Origin of the sequence: Nitrosarchaeum koreense MY1, from assembly GCF_000220175.1 — an archaeon.
Taxonomy (GTDB): domain Archaea; phylum Thermoproteota; class Nitrososphaeria; order Nitrososphaerales; family Nitrosopumilaceae; genus Nitrosarchaeum; species Nitrosarchaeum koreense.
In genome coordinates this window covers 1,423,170-1,440,227 of the sequence record NZ_AFPU01000001.1, presented here as the reverse complement: position 1 = coordinate 1,440,227, position 17,058 = coordinate 1,423,170, and the positions used below count along the sequence as shown (strand labels likewise).

Below are 17,058 nucleotides of genomic sequence, written 5' to 3'. Positions count from 1 at the left end.
TATGGCAGCTCAAGGTAGAATTGTTTGGGTCAGTGGTCCTGCAGTAAAGGCCGATGGAATGTCTGATGCCAAAATGTATGAAACTGTAGTTGTTGGTAACTCAAAATTAGTTGGTGAAGTTATTCGTCTAACTGGCGATGTTGCATTTATTCAAGTTTACGAGTCTACAAGTGGACTAAAACCAGGCGAACCTGTAGTTGGTACAGGAAACCCACTGAGCGTTTTATTGGGTCCAGGTATTATTGGACAAATTTATGATGGAATTCAAAGACCATTAAAAGAATTATCAAAAGCTTCTGGTTCATTCATTGGTAGAGGTATTACCACAACTCCTGTTGACATGGTAAAGAAATTCCACTTTGTACCATCTGTTAGTAATGGTGATGAAGTTGCTGCCGGAAATGTTCTTGGAACTGTTCAGGAAACTGATCTTATTCTTCATTCAATTATGGTTCCACCAGATCATCCTGGCGGAAAGATCACAAATATGGTAAGTGAAGGAGATTATAATTTAGAAACTGTATTAGCTACAACTGAAAAAGATGGACAAAAAATCCCACTTAAAATGTATCATAGGTGGCCTGTTAGAAAACCACGTCCATATCACACCAGATATGATCCAACAGTTCCACTTCTTACCGGACAACGTGTAATTGACACATTCTTCCCAATTGCTAAAGGAGGAACTGGTTCTATCCCAGGTGCATTTGGAACAGGAAAAACTGTTACATTACATCAAATTGCAAAATGGGCTGATTCACAAGTTGTAGTTTACATCGGATGCGGTGAAAGAGGAAACGAAATGACTGAAGTGCTAGTTGAATTTCCACATCTTAAAGATCCACGTAGTGGCAAACCACTTATGGATAGAACAGTTTTGGTTGCAAACACAAGTAACATGCCAGTAGCTGCAAGAGAGGCAAGTATCTACACTGGTGTAACAATTGCAGAATATTACAGAGATATGGGTTATGACGTTGTTCTTGTAGCAGATTCTACTAGTAGATGGGCAGAATCACTAAGAGAGATGAGTGGAAGATTAGAAGAGATGCCTGCAGAAGAAGGTTATCCATCATATCTTGCATCAAGATTAGCAGAATTTTATGAAAGAGCAGGACGTGTTAAAGCAGTCGGCAGTCCTGATCGTGACGGTTCAGTTACATTAGTTGGAGCAGTTTCACCATCCGGTGGAGATTTCACTGAACCTGTAACAACACATACCATGAGATTTATCAAAACATTTTGGGCTTTGGATGCAAAACTTGCTTACTCTAGACACTATCCATCAATTAACTGGATGAACAGCTATTCTGGTTATCTTGGAGATATTGCAAAATGGTGGGGTGAAAATATCAATAGCGATTGGTTATCATTAAGAAGTGAAGCTTATGGTGTATTACAAAGAGAAGATACACTAAAAGAAATTGTTAGACTCTTAGGTCCAGAAGCATTACCTGATGAAGAAAAATTAATTCTTGAAGTTGCAAGAATGTTAAAGATTGGTCTATTACAACAAAACTCATTTGACGATGTTGATACTTATTGCAGTCCTCAAAAGCAGTACAAATTATTAAAATTATCAGTTGAATTTTACAGAAGAGGTCAACAAGCACTAAAAGAAGGCGCATCATTAGCTGACATTCGTGCAATGGCTATAGTTCCTACATTGCTTAAAGCAAGAATGGATATCAAAGACGATGAAATTCCTAAACTTGATCAATTAGATATTGATATGAAAGAACAATTCAAATCTATTACAGGAGTGAAAGTTTCGAATTGACAGCTAAAGGTGGAGTTCAATACAGTAAGATTGCTGAAATCAAAGGTCCACTGGTAGTCGTTGATGATGTTGAAAATGCAGCATTTGATGAACTTGTAGAAATTGAAACTAAAGAAGGGGAAAGAAGATTAGGAAAAGTTCTAGAAGTTGGAAATGGTAAGGCAATAGTTCAGGTATTTGAAGGAACTACTGGATTATCTATTTCTGGTACCAGCGCAAAATTTGTTGGTAAACTAATGGAAATGCCAGTATCAAAAGAGGTACTTGGCAGAGTATTTGATGGATTAGGTAGACCAAAAGATGGACTCCCAGATCCAATTGCTGATAAATTCATTGATATCAACGGAGAACCAATGAATCCAGAACAACGTGAATATCCAAAAGACTTCATTCAAACTGGTGTTTCTGTAATTGATGGAATGATTACTCTAGTAAGAGGACAAAAACTACCAATATTTTCTGGCTCTGGCATGTCTCATAACATTCTTGCAGCACAAATTGCAAGACAAGCAAGTGTTGTTGGTACTAAAGATGACTTTGCAGTAGTATTTGCAGCAATTGGTGTGCAATACAGCGAGGCAGAATATTTTAGAAGAAGTCTTGAAGAGTCTGGCGCACTAAAAAGAAGTGTCCTATTTTTAAACACAGCAGATGATCCGGCTATTGAAAGAATTATCACTCCAAGAGTTGCATTAACTGTAGCAGAATATCTTGCATTTGATCTTGGAATGCATGTTCTTGTAATTCTAACTGATATGACAAATTATGCAGAAGCATTAAGAGAAATTAGTGCAGCAAGAGAAGAAGTTCCAGGCAGAAAAGGTTATCCAGGTTATCTCTATACCGATCTTTCAACAATTTATGAAAGAGCAGGAAAATTAAATGGCAGAAAAGGCAGTGTAACCCAAGTTCCAATTTTATCAATGCCTTCAGATGACATTACACATCCAATCCCTGATCTTACTGGATATATCACAGAGGGCCAAGTTGTACTTGGAAGAGATTTGTTCCGACAAGGTGTTTATCCCCCAATCAACATTTTGATGAGTCTCAGTAGATTGATGAAAGATGGAATCGGTGAAGGAAGTACAAGAGCAGATCATGGTGAAGTTTCAAATCAAGTTTATGATGCATATTCTAGAGCACAAGAAGTAAGAGCACTAGCTGGAATTGTAGGCAAAGCAGGATTAACAGAAATTGATTTGAAATACATGGATGTAGGTGATGTCTTTGAAAAAGAATTTCTTTCACAAGCAACTGATGAAAATAGAACAATAGAAGAAACTCTAACTTTACTATGGAAAATTGTTTCAAAACTTCCAAAGAACGAAATTACTAAAATCAAAGACAAATACATAGATCAATACTATCAGGAAAACTAACAGCATGTCATTTGGACAAAATGTAGCTGCAACAAAAATCGAACTTCTAAAATATAAAAAATCTAGTCAAGTTGCCACAATGGTTCAGAAGATCTTAGATGATAAACGTAAAGTTCTTTTAAAAAATATTGAAGAAATGATTGAAGAAGCCTCAAAAGCAAGAGGTGGAATTTGGGACCCATTACAAGATATTTACAAATCAGTTAATGAAGCGTATCTTGCATTAGGAACCAATACGGTAGACTCTGTTGCTGAATCTACACCACCTGTAATGCAAGTTGATGTTCATGTACGTAGAGTTGTAGATGTAAAAATTCCTGCCCTTACAGTAACTGAAAAGGATACAAAATCCATGCCTTATGGATTTGCTGATACTAACTCATCTATAGATCGAGCAGCAAAACAAATCAAAGAATTACTTCCAAAAATCTGCAAAGCAGCAGAATATGAAAATTCTATTTTTAGTCTTGCAAAGGCCCTTGAAAAAACTCAAAAACTACTAAATGCCTTAGAAAATGTCATCATCCCTCAATATCAACAAAAAATACGATTTATTCTTGCTACCCTTGAAGAGAGAGAAAGAGAAGAATTCGCAAAGTTAAAAAAAGTGAAAGCAAAGATGGTGAGTAAGAAATAATGGCAAAAGAAGAAATTAAAAAATTAGTTGAAAATTCAAAAAAGGTTTTAGAACAAGATCACGATAATTTTGTTAAATCTATCAAAAATGATTTGACATCATTCAAAAAGAAAACACTCGATCAAATTTAGATTAAAACATCATCATGATTTAAATATGGAACTAGAAGAGTCGGTACATAAATGAAATCTATCGTATTGCTACTTTTGGCAACAATTGCAATATCTGCAACTGGATTGACTGGAATTGCTTATGCTCAAGAAACCATTGAAGTAAACAACCAATCATCTATGAAACTCCTTGGTGCTGGTTTGGCCTTTGGTTTAGCAGCAGCTGGAGCAGGTATCGGTTTGGGTCAAGTTGGCGCAGCAGGTCTCGCAGTAATTAGTGAAAACCCGGCATTGCAGTCAAAAGTATTCATTTTCGTAGGTATGGTTGAATCAATCGCAATCTACGGTATAGTCATGATGTTCATCATCCTGGGACAATAAACCCAGTAGTACCATCTTTTTCAAATTTTTAATTTAATTATATTTCAGTTTGTTAACATCTAATACTCTTGAACAATATCTGCATTTGAGTACTCTTCCTTCTTTGTCAATTACATCCATCACTGATTCAATATGCTCAGTACTATTACTGATACAATCTGGATTTGAACAACGAAAAATTCTATTAATCTCATTTGGAAGTGCTACCCTTCTCTTTTCAATTAGTTTGTAGTCTTTGATGATGTTAATTGTTGCTTTAGGTGCAATCACTGCCAACTTGTTTGTATCATCATCTTTTAGAAATTTATTCTCCACTTTGATTATGTCTTTTTTCTTAAATTTTCCACTGGGTACATTTAGAGCAATAGTAATGAGACTTCCATCTTTACCATCTATTCTTAAAGCACTAAGTACCTGAAGACCTTTACCCTCGTCAATATGGTCTAACACTGTACCCTCCTTAATTCGTCGAACCATAAGTTCGGACTCTTGCATCAGAATACTTTGTATAGTCACCTGTATATATCATTGAAAGAATGAACGAGTTCTACCAAAAAGACATAATTTCAATCAAGGATTTTAACAAGGTTCAACTTGAACAAATCTTTGCATCCACTGATAAAATAATGAAACTTAGCCCCATAGAAAGAAGGGAAATTTGTAAAGGAAATGGTTTAGGCTATCTCTTTTATGAACCAAGTACTAGGACTCGTCTTAGTTTTGATGCTGCTATGGCCTCAGTTGGTGGCAATTCTTTGGGAATTTCTGATATCTCATCGTCATCTACCAAAAAAGGTGAGAGCCTAGCAGATACTGTTAGAATCATGTCTAATTATTCTGATGTGCTTGTCCTTAGACATCCTCTTGATGGCTCTAGTAGGTTTGCAGCTGAAGTTTCTTCAAAACCTGTTATCAATGCTGGTAGTGGAACTGAAGAACATCCTACACAAGCTATCCAAGATTTATTTACAATAAGAAAAGAGAAGAAAAAAATCGACGGTCTAAAAATAGGAATTATCGGTGATCTAAAATATGGAAGAACCGTTTATTCTCTCTTACATGGACTAGGAAATTATGATGTTGATGTCCATTTAATTTCCCCTGAATCATTACGAATTAGATCCGATTCAATCTATGAAATAAAAAAGAAATTGTCTTTTACTGAATCTACTAAAATTGAAGATTACATAGATGATCTTGATGTTCTATATGTAACACGAATTCAAAAAGAGAGATTTCCAGATGAGGAAGAATATCTCAAAGTAAAAGGAAGCTATGTTGTTGGATTGGATTTATTGCAAAAAATGAAAGACGATTCTATTATTTTGCATCCACTACCTAGGCTAGATGAAATATCAACTGATGTTGATAATACAAAAAATGCAAAATATTTTGAACAGGCTGAATATGGAAAACATACAAGAGCTGCATTACTTGGATTAATTCTCAACGAAAACGGCTTTTAAATTTTAAAATCTATTTTATAATTAAAATTGATTGCGCATTCCATATATCTAGAGTCATACTAAACAACAACAGTTTGAAAGAAACAAAAATTCTACCAATATTTCCTTTAGATTTAGTATTATTTCCTAGACAGGAATTACCTCTAAGAATTTTTGAGCCTAGATACAAGCAGTTAGTTGATGATTGTATGATTGGTGATGGTCAATTTGGTGTATGTCTCATTGATGCAAATAACTCAATTAGTGGTTGGACTGCACCAAAATCTATTGGTACTATTGCAAAGATAACTAAATGTGAAGATGTAGAATTAGATGGGATGCAATTACATATTGAGACAATTGGACGTAATAAATTTAAAATTAATAAAATAATCCCACCCTCTTTTCCACAACCTTCTGACTATGATCCATATTCTGTAGAAGGTCATAGAAATATTTCAGAAATTCATGAAAAATTAGGAACAGAACAAAAAATGTACATTCGTGCCGAAGTTGAATTAATTCCTGAAATTGATGATAATGTACCTTATGACACATGGGAAAAACTAGTAGCGATGTGGAAAAATAAAATTATTCACCAAGCATTACCACAAATTGTTGAACCTCATTCACTTGATCATGTTTTAGAAAAATATTATCTTACAACAGAAATGCCTACAATTGATTATGTTTACTCCTTATCTGCTATAGGTGCTAAAGATCCACATGAGTTACAACCAATATTAGAAGCAAATAACATGAATGATTTAATTCAGAGAGTTAAAGAATTACTCACAGTAAAATAACCCAACATGAACAAAATAATTCTGTCATCATCAAAATTTGGAATTTTTGCACTAACAATCTCTTTACTAATTCCTATTTCTAGTGTTTATGGACATGGATTTGGAATAGACACAATTTCGTCTGTTAATGTAGAGGGTAAGAAAATTTCAATCTCAGTTGAGACTCCGATGTTCTTTGAACAAACTGGTGAAAAACAAATTACTATCACTGCAATTGAAACAGAAACAAAGGAACCCGCAAAAAATGTTACTCTTCTAATTGGCTTATTTCATGAAAACAAAATGATATTTAGAAATTATTTTTTTACACCTGATGGACTTCTTTTTATCAAAATTAATCCAACACAAGATAATGAAATTAGGATTCATGGAGAACAAGATTCTCTATTGGGTGCATGGCATAGAACAAAAGAGAATCCAATAATGATCTCTGGTCCAATATTTGATTCAGGTGGATTATACAATTTTGAAATAGAAGTAAGAACAATTGATGAGCCAACAAATATCGTTGAAAATTCTGGTGTTTACAATGCAGACTTGACTATAGTGGATACAACTAATTTTCTACAAAAAGATGCTGAAAATCATGATATAGAGTTTAAAATAAAATCATATTTTGATAATATCTCCAATTTTCAATATGATCCTATTACCCAGCAAATAACGTTTGAGATGCCTTTTGATTGGAGTGAAAAAAAAATGTCACATATTCCAGTAGTTCATGAGGAAGTACATTTTCCTAAGAATTTTTCAGAATTTTTTTCTCCAAGTTATATTGGTACAGCTAATGGTATAGAGTTGTTTAAAGCATCTGTTACAGTTGACGATTATTCAGTTGAAGATGAGAGAATAGTTCATTTTGTATTGTTGCAGGATCATCTTAGATTTCTAAAGAACAAACTAGAAAACTCTGGAGATCCTTTGCCTAATTCAATTATTTTTACACTTACTAAATCAGAAAATCCTGGATTTCCATTAACTGCGTTTACAAAAAGTGAAGACTTTCAAGTAAATCTTTCATGGGATCCAATAGAAATAATGCCTGGACAAAATACAAATTTTATCTTTACAATCAGAGATGGTAAAACTGGAGAACCAATGCGTAACTCTGCTTATACTTTTGTAATTTTACAGAATGATCAGGAGATCTATAAATCCACTGGAGTTGCACAAGTTGGGGGGGAATTTGAAAAGTATACATTTTCAGAAGATCAAACAGGTCCTACTATAATTAAATTTGAAAATATTAAAAACTCTGGTCAAGAGACATCTTTTGGAATTGTTGTCGCTCCTGAATTTGGAACAATTACAACTATCGTCTTATTTTCTATGTTGTTGACAGTTGTTTTAATATCTAGAAACTGCTTTTCTAAAAACTTGATTTCTAATTAATTTTATAATGTTACTAATTTTACAGTATCCATGTTTTTGTTTACTTGAAAATCTTTTGTAATAGTTGAAACTCTTTTTGCATCGCCATCAATTACAAATAACTCCATACATTTTTCTCCCTCAATCTTACTGTGAAGATGTGTTGTAATCAAATCTTCAAAATTATGTTTTATTCCAGATACCACATGATCAAACTCATCATTATGAACAACTAAAAGAATTGCATGAATATTTCCTTCTAATTCAGATTTTTGTTTTTCTTCTGAAACAAATGTCCTGATTCCAGCTCTAATTGCTTCAGACCTTCCTGAAAATCCCATGCTTTTTTGCAATTTATCTAATTCTGATAAAATCTCATGATTTAATGAAATTGAAACTATTGGCATATGTTAATTGTTATTAATTATCTTATAAGTTTAGCAATTAAAGTTATTAATATTTTATAGAGTTATTAATAACATGTCTTAGATTTGATTGTGAATAACCAAGTAAAACTTGCAATAATTGCAATCATTATTACAATTCCATTTATCTCATTTGCTGTTTTTTCAAGTGATTCAAACCAATCTAAAAAAACAAATGAATCAAAATTACAAGTAATGTCATCATTTTATCCATTACACGAGTTTTCTCAAAAAATCGGTCAGGACAAAGTTGATGTCAAATTATTAGTTCCAGTTGGAATTGAGCCACATGATTGGGAACCAACAATAAAAGACGTACAACAAATGCAAAAATCTGATCTTATTATCATCAATGGAGTTGGATTTGAAAGTTGGACTGATAAATTGACTGAAATGAATTATCAGGGAATAGTAGTTGATACAAGTAATGGAATTATTGAAAAAAATATTGAAGAGTCCTCAATAAATGAAAATGTTGTTACATCAGATGATCCTCATATCTGGTTGAATCCTGTTTATGCAAAAATCCAAGTACAAAATATTGCTGACGCATTTTCTAAATCTGATCCTGAAAATGAAAAATATTACAAAGAAAATGCTGCAAACTATATTGCTGAATTGGATTTACTTGATTTAAAAATTCGTAAAGAATTATCTAATTGTAATCATGATTTTATAGCATTTCATAATGCTTTTTCGTATTTTTCAAATGAATATGGTCTTACACAACATACAATATTGCCCTCATATGCACCACATGCCGAACCAACTGCAAAGACTTTAGAAAATGTGATCAATAAAGCCAAAGATCTTAATCTTAATGTGATATTCACTGAAGAAACTGCTGATCCAAAAACTTCTCAAGTAATTGCAAACGAAATTGGAGGAAGAATACTTGTTTTATCTCCACTTGAAATTGGTGATGATGGAACTTATATTTCTAGAATGACTGAGAATCTCAATAATCTCAAGGAGGCATTGTGTTGAAAATAGTTGAGATTGAACATCTTACGATAGAATATCCTGATGTCAAGGCTATAGATGATGTTAGTTTTACAGTCAACCAAGGTGATTTTTTAGGTATAATTGGTCCTAATGGTGCAGGAAAATCTACTCTTTTTGCTTCAATGCTTAGTCTTAATACAAAATACAAAGGAACAATCAAGTTTTTTGGTATAGATATTAAGAAATCAAAAAACTATCTCAAAGAGATTGGTTACGTACCACAAAAACCTATTTTTGAGAAAAATTTTCCTGCAACTGTAAATGATGTTGTAAAAATGGGATTGCATAAAGAATCAGATGAAAATAAAATTGATGAAATATTGCAGCAGCTTTGGATACATGAGCTAAGTGAAAGAAGAATAGGTGAGCTATCAGGTGGACAACAACAGCGTGTCTTCATTGCAAAAGCTCTGGTTAATAATCCAAAAGTTTTGATTTTAGATGAACCAGTTACAGGAATTGATCAACAAAGCATAGATCTATTTTATAGTATTTTAAAAGAATTAAATTCCAAACAAAACATTACAATAATTTGGTCTTCACATGATTTGGATGCAGTAAATCAATTAGCGAATCATGTAGCATGTCTTAATAGAACTCTTTTCTTTCATGGAGAATCTGATGACTTTTTTAATAATGACGATCTTGTAAAACAATATTCAGAAGCTTCTATGCAGGAACACATGCATCATCACTAGATATGACTTTTGAAATTTTTACATTTAGTTTTATGCATCGAGCAATAATTTCAGGTATTGCAATCGCTATTTTATGTTCTATTGTAGGACTCTTTCTAGTCTTACGTCGATATTCTTTATTTGGAGATGCAATTGCTCATTCATCATTTGGTGGAATAGCACTAGGTTTGATGGCAGGAATATACCCACTTTGGACTGCATATGGCGTTTCAATCGTTAGTGCTCTAATAATTACACGAATTAAAGATAGATTCAACATATCTGGAGATGCTTCAATAGCTGTTCTTTTGTCATCAGGAATAGCAGTTGGGCTCGTAATAATTGGATTATCTGGGGGTTTTACTATTGATATTTTCAGCTTTCTATTTGGAAGCATTTTGCTTGTAAGTGTCAATGATACAATTTTGATTTTATTTTTAACAGGAATTATTCTAATTGTAATTCTATTACTATATCGTCAGCTTCTTTACTCTACATTTAACGAAGAGCAGGCAAAAGTAAGTGGAATTCCAGTAGAAAAAATAAATTATCTTATTGTCTTTATGGCAGGAATTACAGTTGTAACTTCAATACAACTAGTTGGTGTCTTACTTATTTCTGCACTTTTTGTAATTCCAAATGTAACTGCAATAATGTATGGAAGAGGGTTCAAACAAACTGCACTACTTTCAATGTGTTTTTCTATATTTTCTGTAGTTTCTGGCATACTGATATCATATGTATTTGATATTACTCCATCTGGAACAATTGTTTTATTTGCAATTGGAATATTGGCATGCACTCTGGGAATAAAATCTGCTGGATTACTATCCAGACATAATTAATTCATTTAATCTTCTTTTATCTCTTAGATTTTTAACAAAGAACAACGATGTTGCAATAATTCCCATTGCAATTAATGGTGATACTATTTCAGAATATTTTAGCGAAAAATTATCTTGATCATTTAACTCATTTATTGTGATTGGAATCTCTGTAGTCTTTACCATTGATAGCTTATTTCCCTGTTGTTCAACAAACCAAACATTACCTTTACTATCTGATGTTGAAAATTGCACAAATGATGTAACTGTAGGAATTGAAACCTCGATCAAATCTTTGTTATATGGATCATATACTGCAATCTTATCTACAGTATGTTGTGGAATCCAAATATTTCCATATCTATCAAAAGACATTCCATATGGTAATGCCTCTTTGTCTATTACTGAAACTCTCTCAAATGTTTCTAGAATTGGATTGAATTTGATAATTGCAGTGCCAGTATGTTCTGCAATCCATAAATTCCCTTCTTCATCAAAAATCATGGCTTCTGGTGATGCAAGAGGTTTTTCAGGCATAAATTCTGATATTTTGTTATCTTTTGGATTGATAAATCCAATTTTACCAGAAGCTGATTCTGTAAACCAAATTTTTCCTTCATTATCAATTGTTAAAGCAAATGGTAATGATCCTCTTGTGGGCATCTTGATTTCTTCAAAAATATCTGTTTTTGGGTAATATTTTAAAATAATATCTTTGTTAGTAATTGAAATCCAAATATTTCCATCAAAATCTGCTTGTATGAAAGTCGCTGTGTTACTATCAATAATTGGATCTATCTTTGGTAAAGTTTTTGTGATGATTTGGTTATTGCTTGGATCAAAATATCCTATCTGATTTCTTGGCGTATCCGTAAACCAAATTTTTCCTTCACTATCTTTTGTAAGTAACATTGAAGTCAATCCGTCAAATGAATATGATGTAAAATTCTGTGATTCTATTGAGAACTCCCATAATCTGGGAGAAGATGGATCGCTTATCCAAATTGAATCATTTCCGTCATACAGTGGATAAAGTGGTTTTGAAGGTTTAGGTAAAGGATATTCTATAATTTTAGTTGAGAGATCTGTCAATCTTGGTTTAACAACTAAATCTATAATTATTGATTCATTTGCGTTCTGTTTTCTTTGAGCTTCTACTTCTAATTTCCATTTACCTGAAAATCCAAAAGTGATATCACCTTGAAATTCAAGCGGTTTATTTTCTTCTTGTTTAATAATTTTCATTGGAATTTCTATTGGAGAAATATTTCTTTCAGGATATGAGATCTTTACTTTAATTTGATCTGAATCATACAATGGTTTATTTTCAAAATCACTGACTTTGACTAAAATCGTGTTTGTTCCGCTTGAAAATGATGATATCTTAATATCAAATTTTGCGTTTTCTGAAAACTCCAAGCTGTTAAACCCATGTGATACTTTTTGAGCTTCTACTTGATTAATTTCTCCAGCTGGTAATGTTCCATTAATTAACAATGCCACTACTCCCAAGAGTGTTATTCCTAATATGACATCAAATTTCAATGATTTTCTTAGTTTTTTGTATATGGCAATAGTTCCTTTTTGTAAATCCCTCTCAGCATTTTTTTGAATTTTAAACTGAAAATATCCACCAAAACCAATCATAACCGCAGCGATTGCAATTTTTACAAAAATTAATTTTCCATAAATTGATTCTGTAATTAAGCTTACATCACTTTCCAAAAACCACATTAGTGTAGGTCCAGAAATAATAACAATTCCAACTGCAACTACAAACATCATTGAAAATCTTGGAATTAAAACAAGTGATATTTTATCTCTCTTTGTTTCTTCTAACTGTGAAAATGTAGGTAGCAAAGCAAATACAAAATAAATTATTCCACCGATCCAAACGGCTGCTACAAAATTATGAATATAATCTAAAATTAATGCAGGAGTTTCACCACTAGCTGCACCATGTCCAATTAAACTTGATGTTCCAATTAATCCAAGTGTGATTATTAGCATTGGAATTTTATTTTTTATAGTTAGAATCTTTTTTCTATCCATTCCAAACCATAAACCTAACAGAATAACTGTAATTATCATTCTAATCGCCCAAATATTTCCAAAATCAGTTTTAATTACTTCAATTACTGAAGTTTCTAATCTTATAGTTTGTACAGCTAATACCAAAATATTTGATGCAAATACTAGTACTAATCCAATACCTGTGAGTGTCATGAATTTTCCATGATGAAAGTTTTCTAGTTTATCTAATTCTTTTTTGACTAGTTGTTTGCTTTGTGTTCCCCAAATGATTATAGATGCAATTATAGCTCCTAAAACAATAGTTTGACCAACTAGTCCTGGAAATCTTGCTCCAGCTTCTGGCAAAAATACTATATCAGAAATATCTTGTTTCGTTAATGTTCCTACATCAATTTTGGCATCTCCCACTGCAAAAATAAATGCATTAGGAACCAAGTGTCCATCAACTTTTGATAAAACTTTGCTAGATACCGTGTAAACTCCTTCTTCTAATGGCGGTGTAGTTACAACTAAGGAATAATCACCATCATAATATTTAGAATCTTTATTATCAATTTGTTCTCCATTACTATCTAATACTTTAAGTGAGCTAAAATTATTATCAATTGGTTCTGAAAAATGAACAATAACCTCTGTAACTCCTATTGGTGCGTTTGTTGATGAGCTTGGAATAGTATCAACTGTAAATGGATGAGCTGCAGCGTATGGAATCGATATTGATAAAACAAATAATGATAAAATTAGAATTTTTTTCATTTAATTTTCAGGCCACGTTTATCAATTTAAACAATTTTTATTTTATTCGAAGTTTGTACCAATTCACGTAAAGATAATAACATGTAATCATAAAATAACAGTCATGAAAGTAATTACAGTAAGTGTTCTTGGATTATTGCTTTCATTAGGTTTTGCATCCCAAGCTTTTGCTCATACCACAGTTGAAGTGGAACCTTACAAAATTGAAATAGGGTGGGGACTAGAACCTCCAATTGTAGGTATAAGAAATGACATTGTTTTTAAAATCACCGAACCTGGCGAAGTTCCCGGCCAATATACGGGAGTTTCAAATGCATTTAGAAATCTAGAGGCAACTGCTTTGTTTGGTGGTGTTTCTAAAAAAATTGACATTGATTCAGATCCTAGAATAGGATATTACTTTTCACCTATAATTCCTACAAAAACTGGAACATATACTATGGATTTGAAAGGAGAAATTAATGGAGTTCCAATTAATGTACAAATTCCAGTTGAAGATGTTGAAAGTACTGCGGTATTAGATTTTCCACCAACTAGTGGCTCATCAAACCAAGATGTAACTTCACTCAAAAATGCTATATCTTCATTACAGAGAGATGTATCTACTCTGAATGATGGTTCAGAAAATGATGGTGGAGCAGCATATGACTTTGCAATTTTTGGACTGTCTATTGCAGCAGCAGCTATTATCTTAGCGATAATTGCTTTAATAAAAAGAAAATAGAAAAAAGTTAATCCCCTAAAATCTTGGAATTACTTTAGATTTTGCAGTAACGGCTACAATACTTATGATTGCAACAGCAAGTATCATCATTGCAATTGTTCCAAATTCTGGAACAACATTTGAAAATACTACTACTTCACCAATAGGTCCTGTTTTTGGATCATCAATTCCATAACCTTGGAAGGTTATAGTGATATTCACTGGATCTGCTGATGTCAGTGGTGCTGTTTCATGAACACCTTTTCCATCATGGCTATGAGCACCAATATCGTTTAGCACTTCATTACCATTTTGTGTTACCATGATATCATAGTTGACATGTTCTGATTCATCGAAATCAACAGAAATTTCCATTCTTTCACCTGCAGTTGCTGCAGATGTGTAAACTTCAACTGCTGTACCATCAGATAACATTCCATTTGCAGATGCATCACCTACATGATCGTCATCCGTCATATCGTCATCCATCATATCATCGTCATGTTCTTCCGCTCCTGCTTCTTGTACTACAATTAATCCTGCCATCCATGGATGTACCATGCAATAGTATGGTACTTCACCTGCAGTAGTTGCTGTCCATTCGTATGAACTTCCAGCAATTACTAAACTGGTATCAAATATTCCTGATGGACCATCTGCTGCAGTACCTGCTGTGAATGTATGTGCTGCAGTATCTGTGTTAGAAAATATTACTTTTCCACCAACATCTACTGTTGCTTTATTTGGAATATAACATCCATCGGCAGATTCTTCACATCCCGGTGCACCAGAACCTGGTGCTGGAGTAACTGTAACTTCGCTATGATCTGCAAATGCAGCTGGTGTAAATGCTACTAAACCTGCTACAATGGCAAATAATACGAAGAGAGAGCCTATAGCTTTTGTCTTCATTAATCCATGTACCCTATTGGATAAATAAAAACCTGACTAGAAATTTTAGATGTGGAATCTATTTTCTTTTAAACTGATATAATTTAAAAATTCCAAATACTGGAATTCCAATATACATTCCAATATTCATCAAAATTATTCCTATACCATATCCTACCATTTCTTGCTCTGAATCAATGTTAACATGATTTAGTATAGAAAGCGATGTAAGCATTGGTGTTAATGAAATTTTTACAGCTTCTTTGAAAATTGGCTGTTCTCTTTCATAGTCTGCAATTATTGGTGAAAATGAATAATAAAACTGATTAAAAGTTGTCATAAACGCAGTGCCTGATTGTGTTGCAAGAATGGTATTGTCTCTTAATTCTCTAAGTTGTTGCACTTGAGGCGATAATTCTGAACCAAATGCTGCAGTAGCAATTAGACACCCATTATCTTTATCATTTGTTGGTGGAGGTTGTACCACTGTTTCTCCAACTGTTACATCAAATGAAACTTTTTCTAAAGGAATTGGTTGAAATAATATTCCTTCAATTCCCAGTTCTACAGAATAAACTCCACTGTCGATAAATTCAACTGGAATATTCACTGAACCTAAAGAAGTATGAGTGAGTGGAATTGGCCCAAATACCTCTTTACCATCTTTTGAAACTATAATTGTGTAATCAATATGCTCTTGAATTTTTTTATTTTGAGGATTGATAAAATCAATATGTAATTTAGTTTGATCTCCTGGCATTATGTCATCATATGCCAATTTGACATCTAGTGTTCCTTTCTCTGTTTGTAGAGTTTGTGAATTTGTTTGAGCAAATGCTGGAATGATTAATAATGGAATTAAAAATAATATGAGTAGATATTTCATAAAACTACTTAGTTATATCATGAATAAAAATTAGTCGCTTATTTACAATTTAGATTTTGATAATAGTAACAGAAATTAATACCTAATAGCATATTAGTATTGTAGTTTGAACTCTTCCTCAATTTACAATTATTCGATTTTGATTTTTACGATTAGTTTTCTTGTATCAACTCCAATTTATCTAGACACTATTTTTGCCGATGACAAAACAATTCCCGATCATAATGAACGTGACATTACATATGTGGCAAAATTTGTATGTGGTTCTATAGTAGATGGCACTGGGCCATTACGACCAGGTCATTATAATACTGATATTAGTATCACTAACAAACAACTATCTCCAGTCTCATTTTTTTGGACGGCATCTGTAAATGATGGAATAATCTCGCATTCAACTTTAATAACATTAGATCATCAAGAATCAACTGGTTTTGATTGTAGAGATATTAAGAAAGTAGTAGGCTTAGAAAATAACACTTCTCATTTAGGAGGATTCGTATTTGTTACCATTCCTCAAAACTATGATATTGCCAATCCAAACGCAGTAATACAACATTCTTCTGAAAGTATTAACTTGTTAGATGTGCAGGTATTTTTTACTGCTAATGCTTTGGATACACTACCTCATGAAGTAGCACTTGAAAAAATATCATTTTATATTCTTCATGATTATACTGGTAAAATTCCAAAACAAATGATAAAAACAACATTGGATGTTACATTGGAATCAAAATTAAATGTAATAGCTGACACTGAAAGAAAAGTTAAGGAAATTCTCTCTTTAACATATGGTATTTCTGAAGATGAGTTTGATGACTTAGAAATTAGAATAAAAAATGTCTCAATAGGAGTTGGTTCTATGATTGATGATCATGCAATTTCTCTTAGTATTGTAAAACCGCAAGTATACTTGCAGGATACCGAGTAAAAATATTCTTAAAT

At 32.7% G+C, this 17,058-nt stretch carries 18 protein-coding genes; 13 read left to right on the top strand and 5 right to left on the bottom strand.

Translation table 11 applies throughout. The features are described 5' to 3' along the window. Position 1: 1 nt before the first annotated feature. Genes MY1_RS08345 through MY1_RS08330 form a run of 5 tightly spaced genes read left to right on the top strand, consistent with a single transcriptional unit; the run spans position 2 to position 4,290 of the window. Positions 2-1,780 carry a V-type ATP synthase subunit A gene (locus tag MY1_RS08345; RefSeq protein WP_007551536.1) on the top strand — a complete coding sequence of 593 codons (1,779 nt, stop codon included), beginning with the start codon at positions 2-4 and terminating at the stop codon, positions 1,778-1,780. Continuing rightward, positions 1,777-3,162 (top strand): V-type ATP synthase subunit B, encoded by a 1,386-nt coding sequence (locus MY1_RS08340; RefSeq protein ID WP_007551535.1) that lies wholly within the window; start codon positions 1,777-1,779, stop codon positions 3,160-3,162. The genes MY1_RS08345 and MY1_RS08340 overlap by 4 nt, the downstream gene beginning before the upstream one ends. Positions 3,163-3,166: 4 nt before the next feature. Beyond that, on the top strand, positions 3,167-3,799 hold the full coding sequence (locus MY1_RS08335; protein ID WP_007551534.1) for a V-type ATP synthase subunit D: 633 nt from the start codon (positions 3,167-3,169) through the stop codon (positions 3,797-3,799). Continuing rightward, entirely contained in the window at positions 3,799-3,930 is a 132-nt protein-coding gene (locus MY1_RS10125) for a hypothetical protein (protein ID WP_007551533.1), read from the top strand. Before MY1_RS08335 ends, MY1_RS10125 begins: the two co-directional genes overlap by 1 nt. Before the next feature lie 51 nt (positions 3,931-3,981). Beyond that, the gene (locus MY1_RS08330) at positions 3,982-4,290 is read left to right on the top strand and encodes an ATP synthase subunit C (protein ID WP_081470658.1); all 309 of its coding nucleotides are present in this window, start codon (positions 3,982-3,984) and stop codon (positions 4,288-4,290) included. A 33-nt stretch (positions 4,291-4,323) separates the two neighbouring features. Here MY1_RS08330 and pyrI read toward each other — a convergent pair whose 3' ends face one another. Continuing rightward, a complete protein-coding gene (gene pyrI / locus MY1_RS08325) occupies positions 4,324-4,785 on the bottom strand; it encodes an aspartate carbamoyltransferase regulatory subunit (protein WP_048110111.1) in 462 nt (153 codons plus the stop codon). 41 nt (positions 4,786-4,826) lie between these two features. Between pyrI and pyrB the strand changes: the two genes are divergently transcribed. From pyrB to MY1_RS08310, 3 genes are all read left to right on the top strand, one after another. Beyond that, the gene (gene pyrB, locus MY1_RS08320) at positions 4,827-5,756 is read left to right on the top strand and encodes an aspartate carbamoyltransferase (protein ID WP_007551530.1); all 930 of its coding nucleotides are present in this window, start codon (positions 4,827-4,829) and stop codon (positions 5,754-5,756) included. A 74-nt stretch (positions 5,757-5,830) separates the two neighbouring features. Next, entirely contained in the window at positions 5,831-6,541 is a 711-nt protein-coding gene (locus MY1_RS08315; RefSeq protein ID WP_048110108.1) for an LON peptidase substrate-binding domain-containing protein, read from the top strand. 6 nt (positions 6,542-6,547) lie between these two features. Then, complete coding sequence (locus tag MY1_RS08310; RefSeq protein WP_007551528.1) at positions 6,548-7,933, top strand: PEFG-CTERM sorting domain-containing protein; 1,386 nt, start codon at positions 6,548-6,550, stop codon at positions 7,931-7,933. A gap of 2 nt (positions 7,934-7,935) precedes the next feature. Here the strand turns inward: MY1_RS08310 and MY1_RS08305 are convergent, their stop codons facing one another. Beyond that, entirely contained in the window at positions 7,936-8,319 is a 384-nt protein-coding gene (locus tag MY1_RS08305) for a CopG family ribbon-helix-helix protein (RefSeq protein WP_007551527.1), read from the bottom strand. 90 nt (positions 8,320-8,409) lie between these two features. Between MY1_RS08305 and MY1_RS08300 the strand changes: the two genes are divergently transcribed. The 3 genes from MY1_RS08300 to MY1_RS08290 are packed head-to-tail and all read left to right on the top strand — an operon-like array spanning position 8,410 to position 10,864. Beyond that, on the top strand, positions 8,410-9,324 hold the full coding sequence (locus MY1_RS08300; RefSeq protein ID WP_007551526.1) for a metal ABC transporter substrate-binding protein: 915 nt from the start codon (positions 8,410-8,412) through the stop codon (positions 9,322-9,324). Further along, positions 9,318-10,040 carry a metal ABC transporter ATP-binding protein gene (locus MY1_RS08295; protein ID WP_048110105.1) on the top strand — a complete coding sequence of 241 codons (723 nt, stop codon included), beginning with the start codon at positions 9,318-9,320 and terminating at the stop codon, positions 10,038-10,040. Before MY1_RS08300 ends, MY1_RS08295 begins: the two co-directional genes overlap by 7 nt. Positions 10,041-10,072: 32 nt before the next feature. Beyond that, entirely contained in the window at positions 10,073-10,864 is a 792-nt protein-coding gene (locus MY1_RS08290) for a metal ABC transporter permease (RefSeq protein WP_048110103.1), read from the top strand. Here MY1_RS08290 and MY1_RS08285 read toward each other — a convergent pair. Next, positions 10,847-13,633 (bottom strand): copper resistance CopC/CopD family protein, encoded by a 2,787-nt coding sequence (locus MY1_RS08285; protein ID WP_007551520.1) that lies wholly within the window; start codon positions 13,631-13,633, stop codon positions 10,847-10,849. The genes MY1_RS08290 and MY1_RS08285 overlap by 18 nt on opposite strands. Positions 13,634-13,736: 103 nt before the next feature. On the opposite strand from MY1_RS08285, the gene MY1_RS08280 reads away from it, so the two are divergent. Further along, positions 13,737-14,357 carry a hypothetical protein gene (locus MY1_RS08280; RefSeq protein ID WP_007551519.1) on the top strand — a complete coding sequence of 207 codons (621 nt, stop codon included), beginning with the start codon at positions 13,737-13,739 and terminating at the stop codon, positions 14,355-14,357. Between the two features lie 15 nt (positions 14,358-14,372). On the opposite strand, the gene MY1_RS08275 is transcribed toward MY1_RS08280, so the two are convergent. Next, positions 14,373-15,248, bottom strand: coding sequence for a PEFG-CTERM sorting domain-containing protein (locus tag MY1_RS08275; RefSeq protein ID WP_007551518.1), 876 nt, complete (start codon positions 15,246-15,248; stop codon positions 14,373-14,375). Between the two features lie 58 nt (positions 15,249-15,306). Continuing rightward, the gene (locus tag MY1_RS08270; protein ID WP_007551517.1) at positions 15,307-16,113 is read right to left on the bottom strand and encodes a CFI-box-CTERM domain-containing protein; all 807 of its coding nucleotides are present in this window, start codon (positions 16,111-16,113) and stop codon (positions 15,307-15,309) included. 106 nt (positions 16,114-16,219) lie between these two features. Between MY1_RS08270 and MY1_RS08265 the strand changes: the two genes are divergently transcribed. After that, entirely contained in the window at positions 16,220-17,044 is an 825-nt protein-coding gene (locus MY1_RS08265; RefSeq protein WP_117439728.1) for a hypothetical protein, read from the top strand. Positions 17,045-17,058 lie beyond the last annotated feature (14 nt).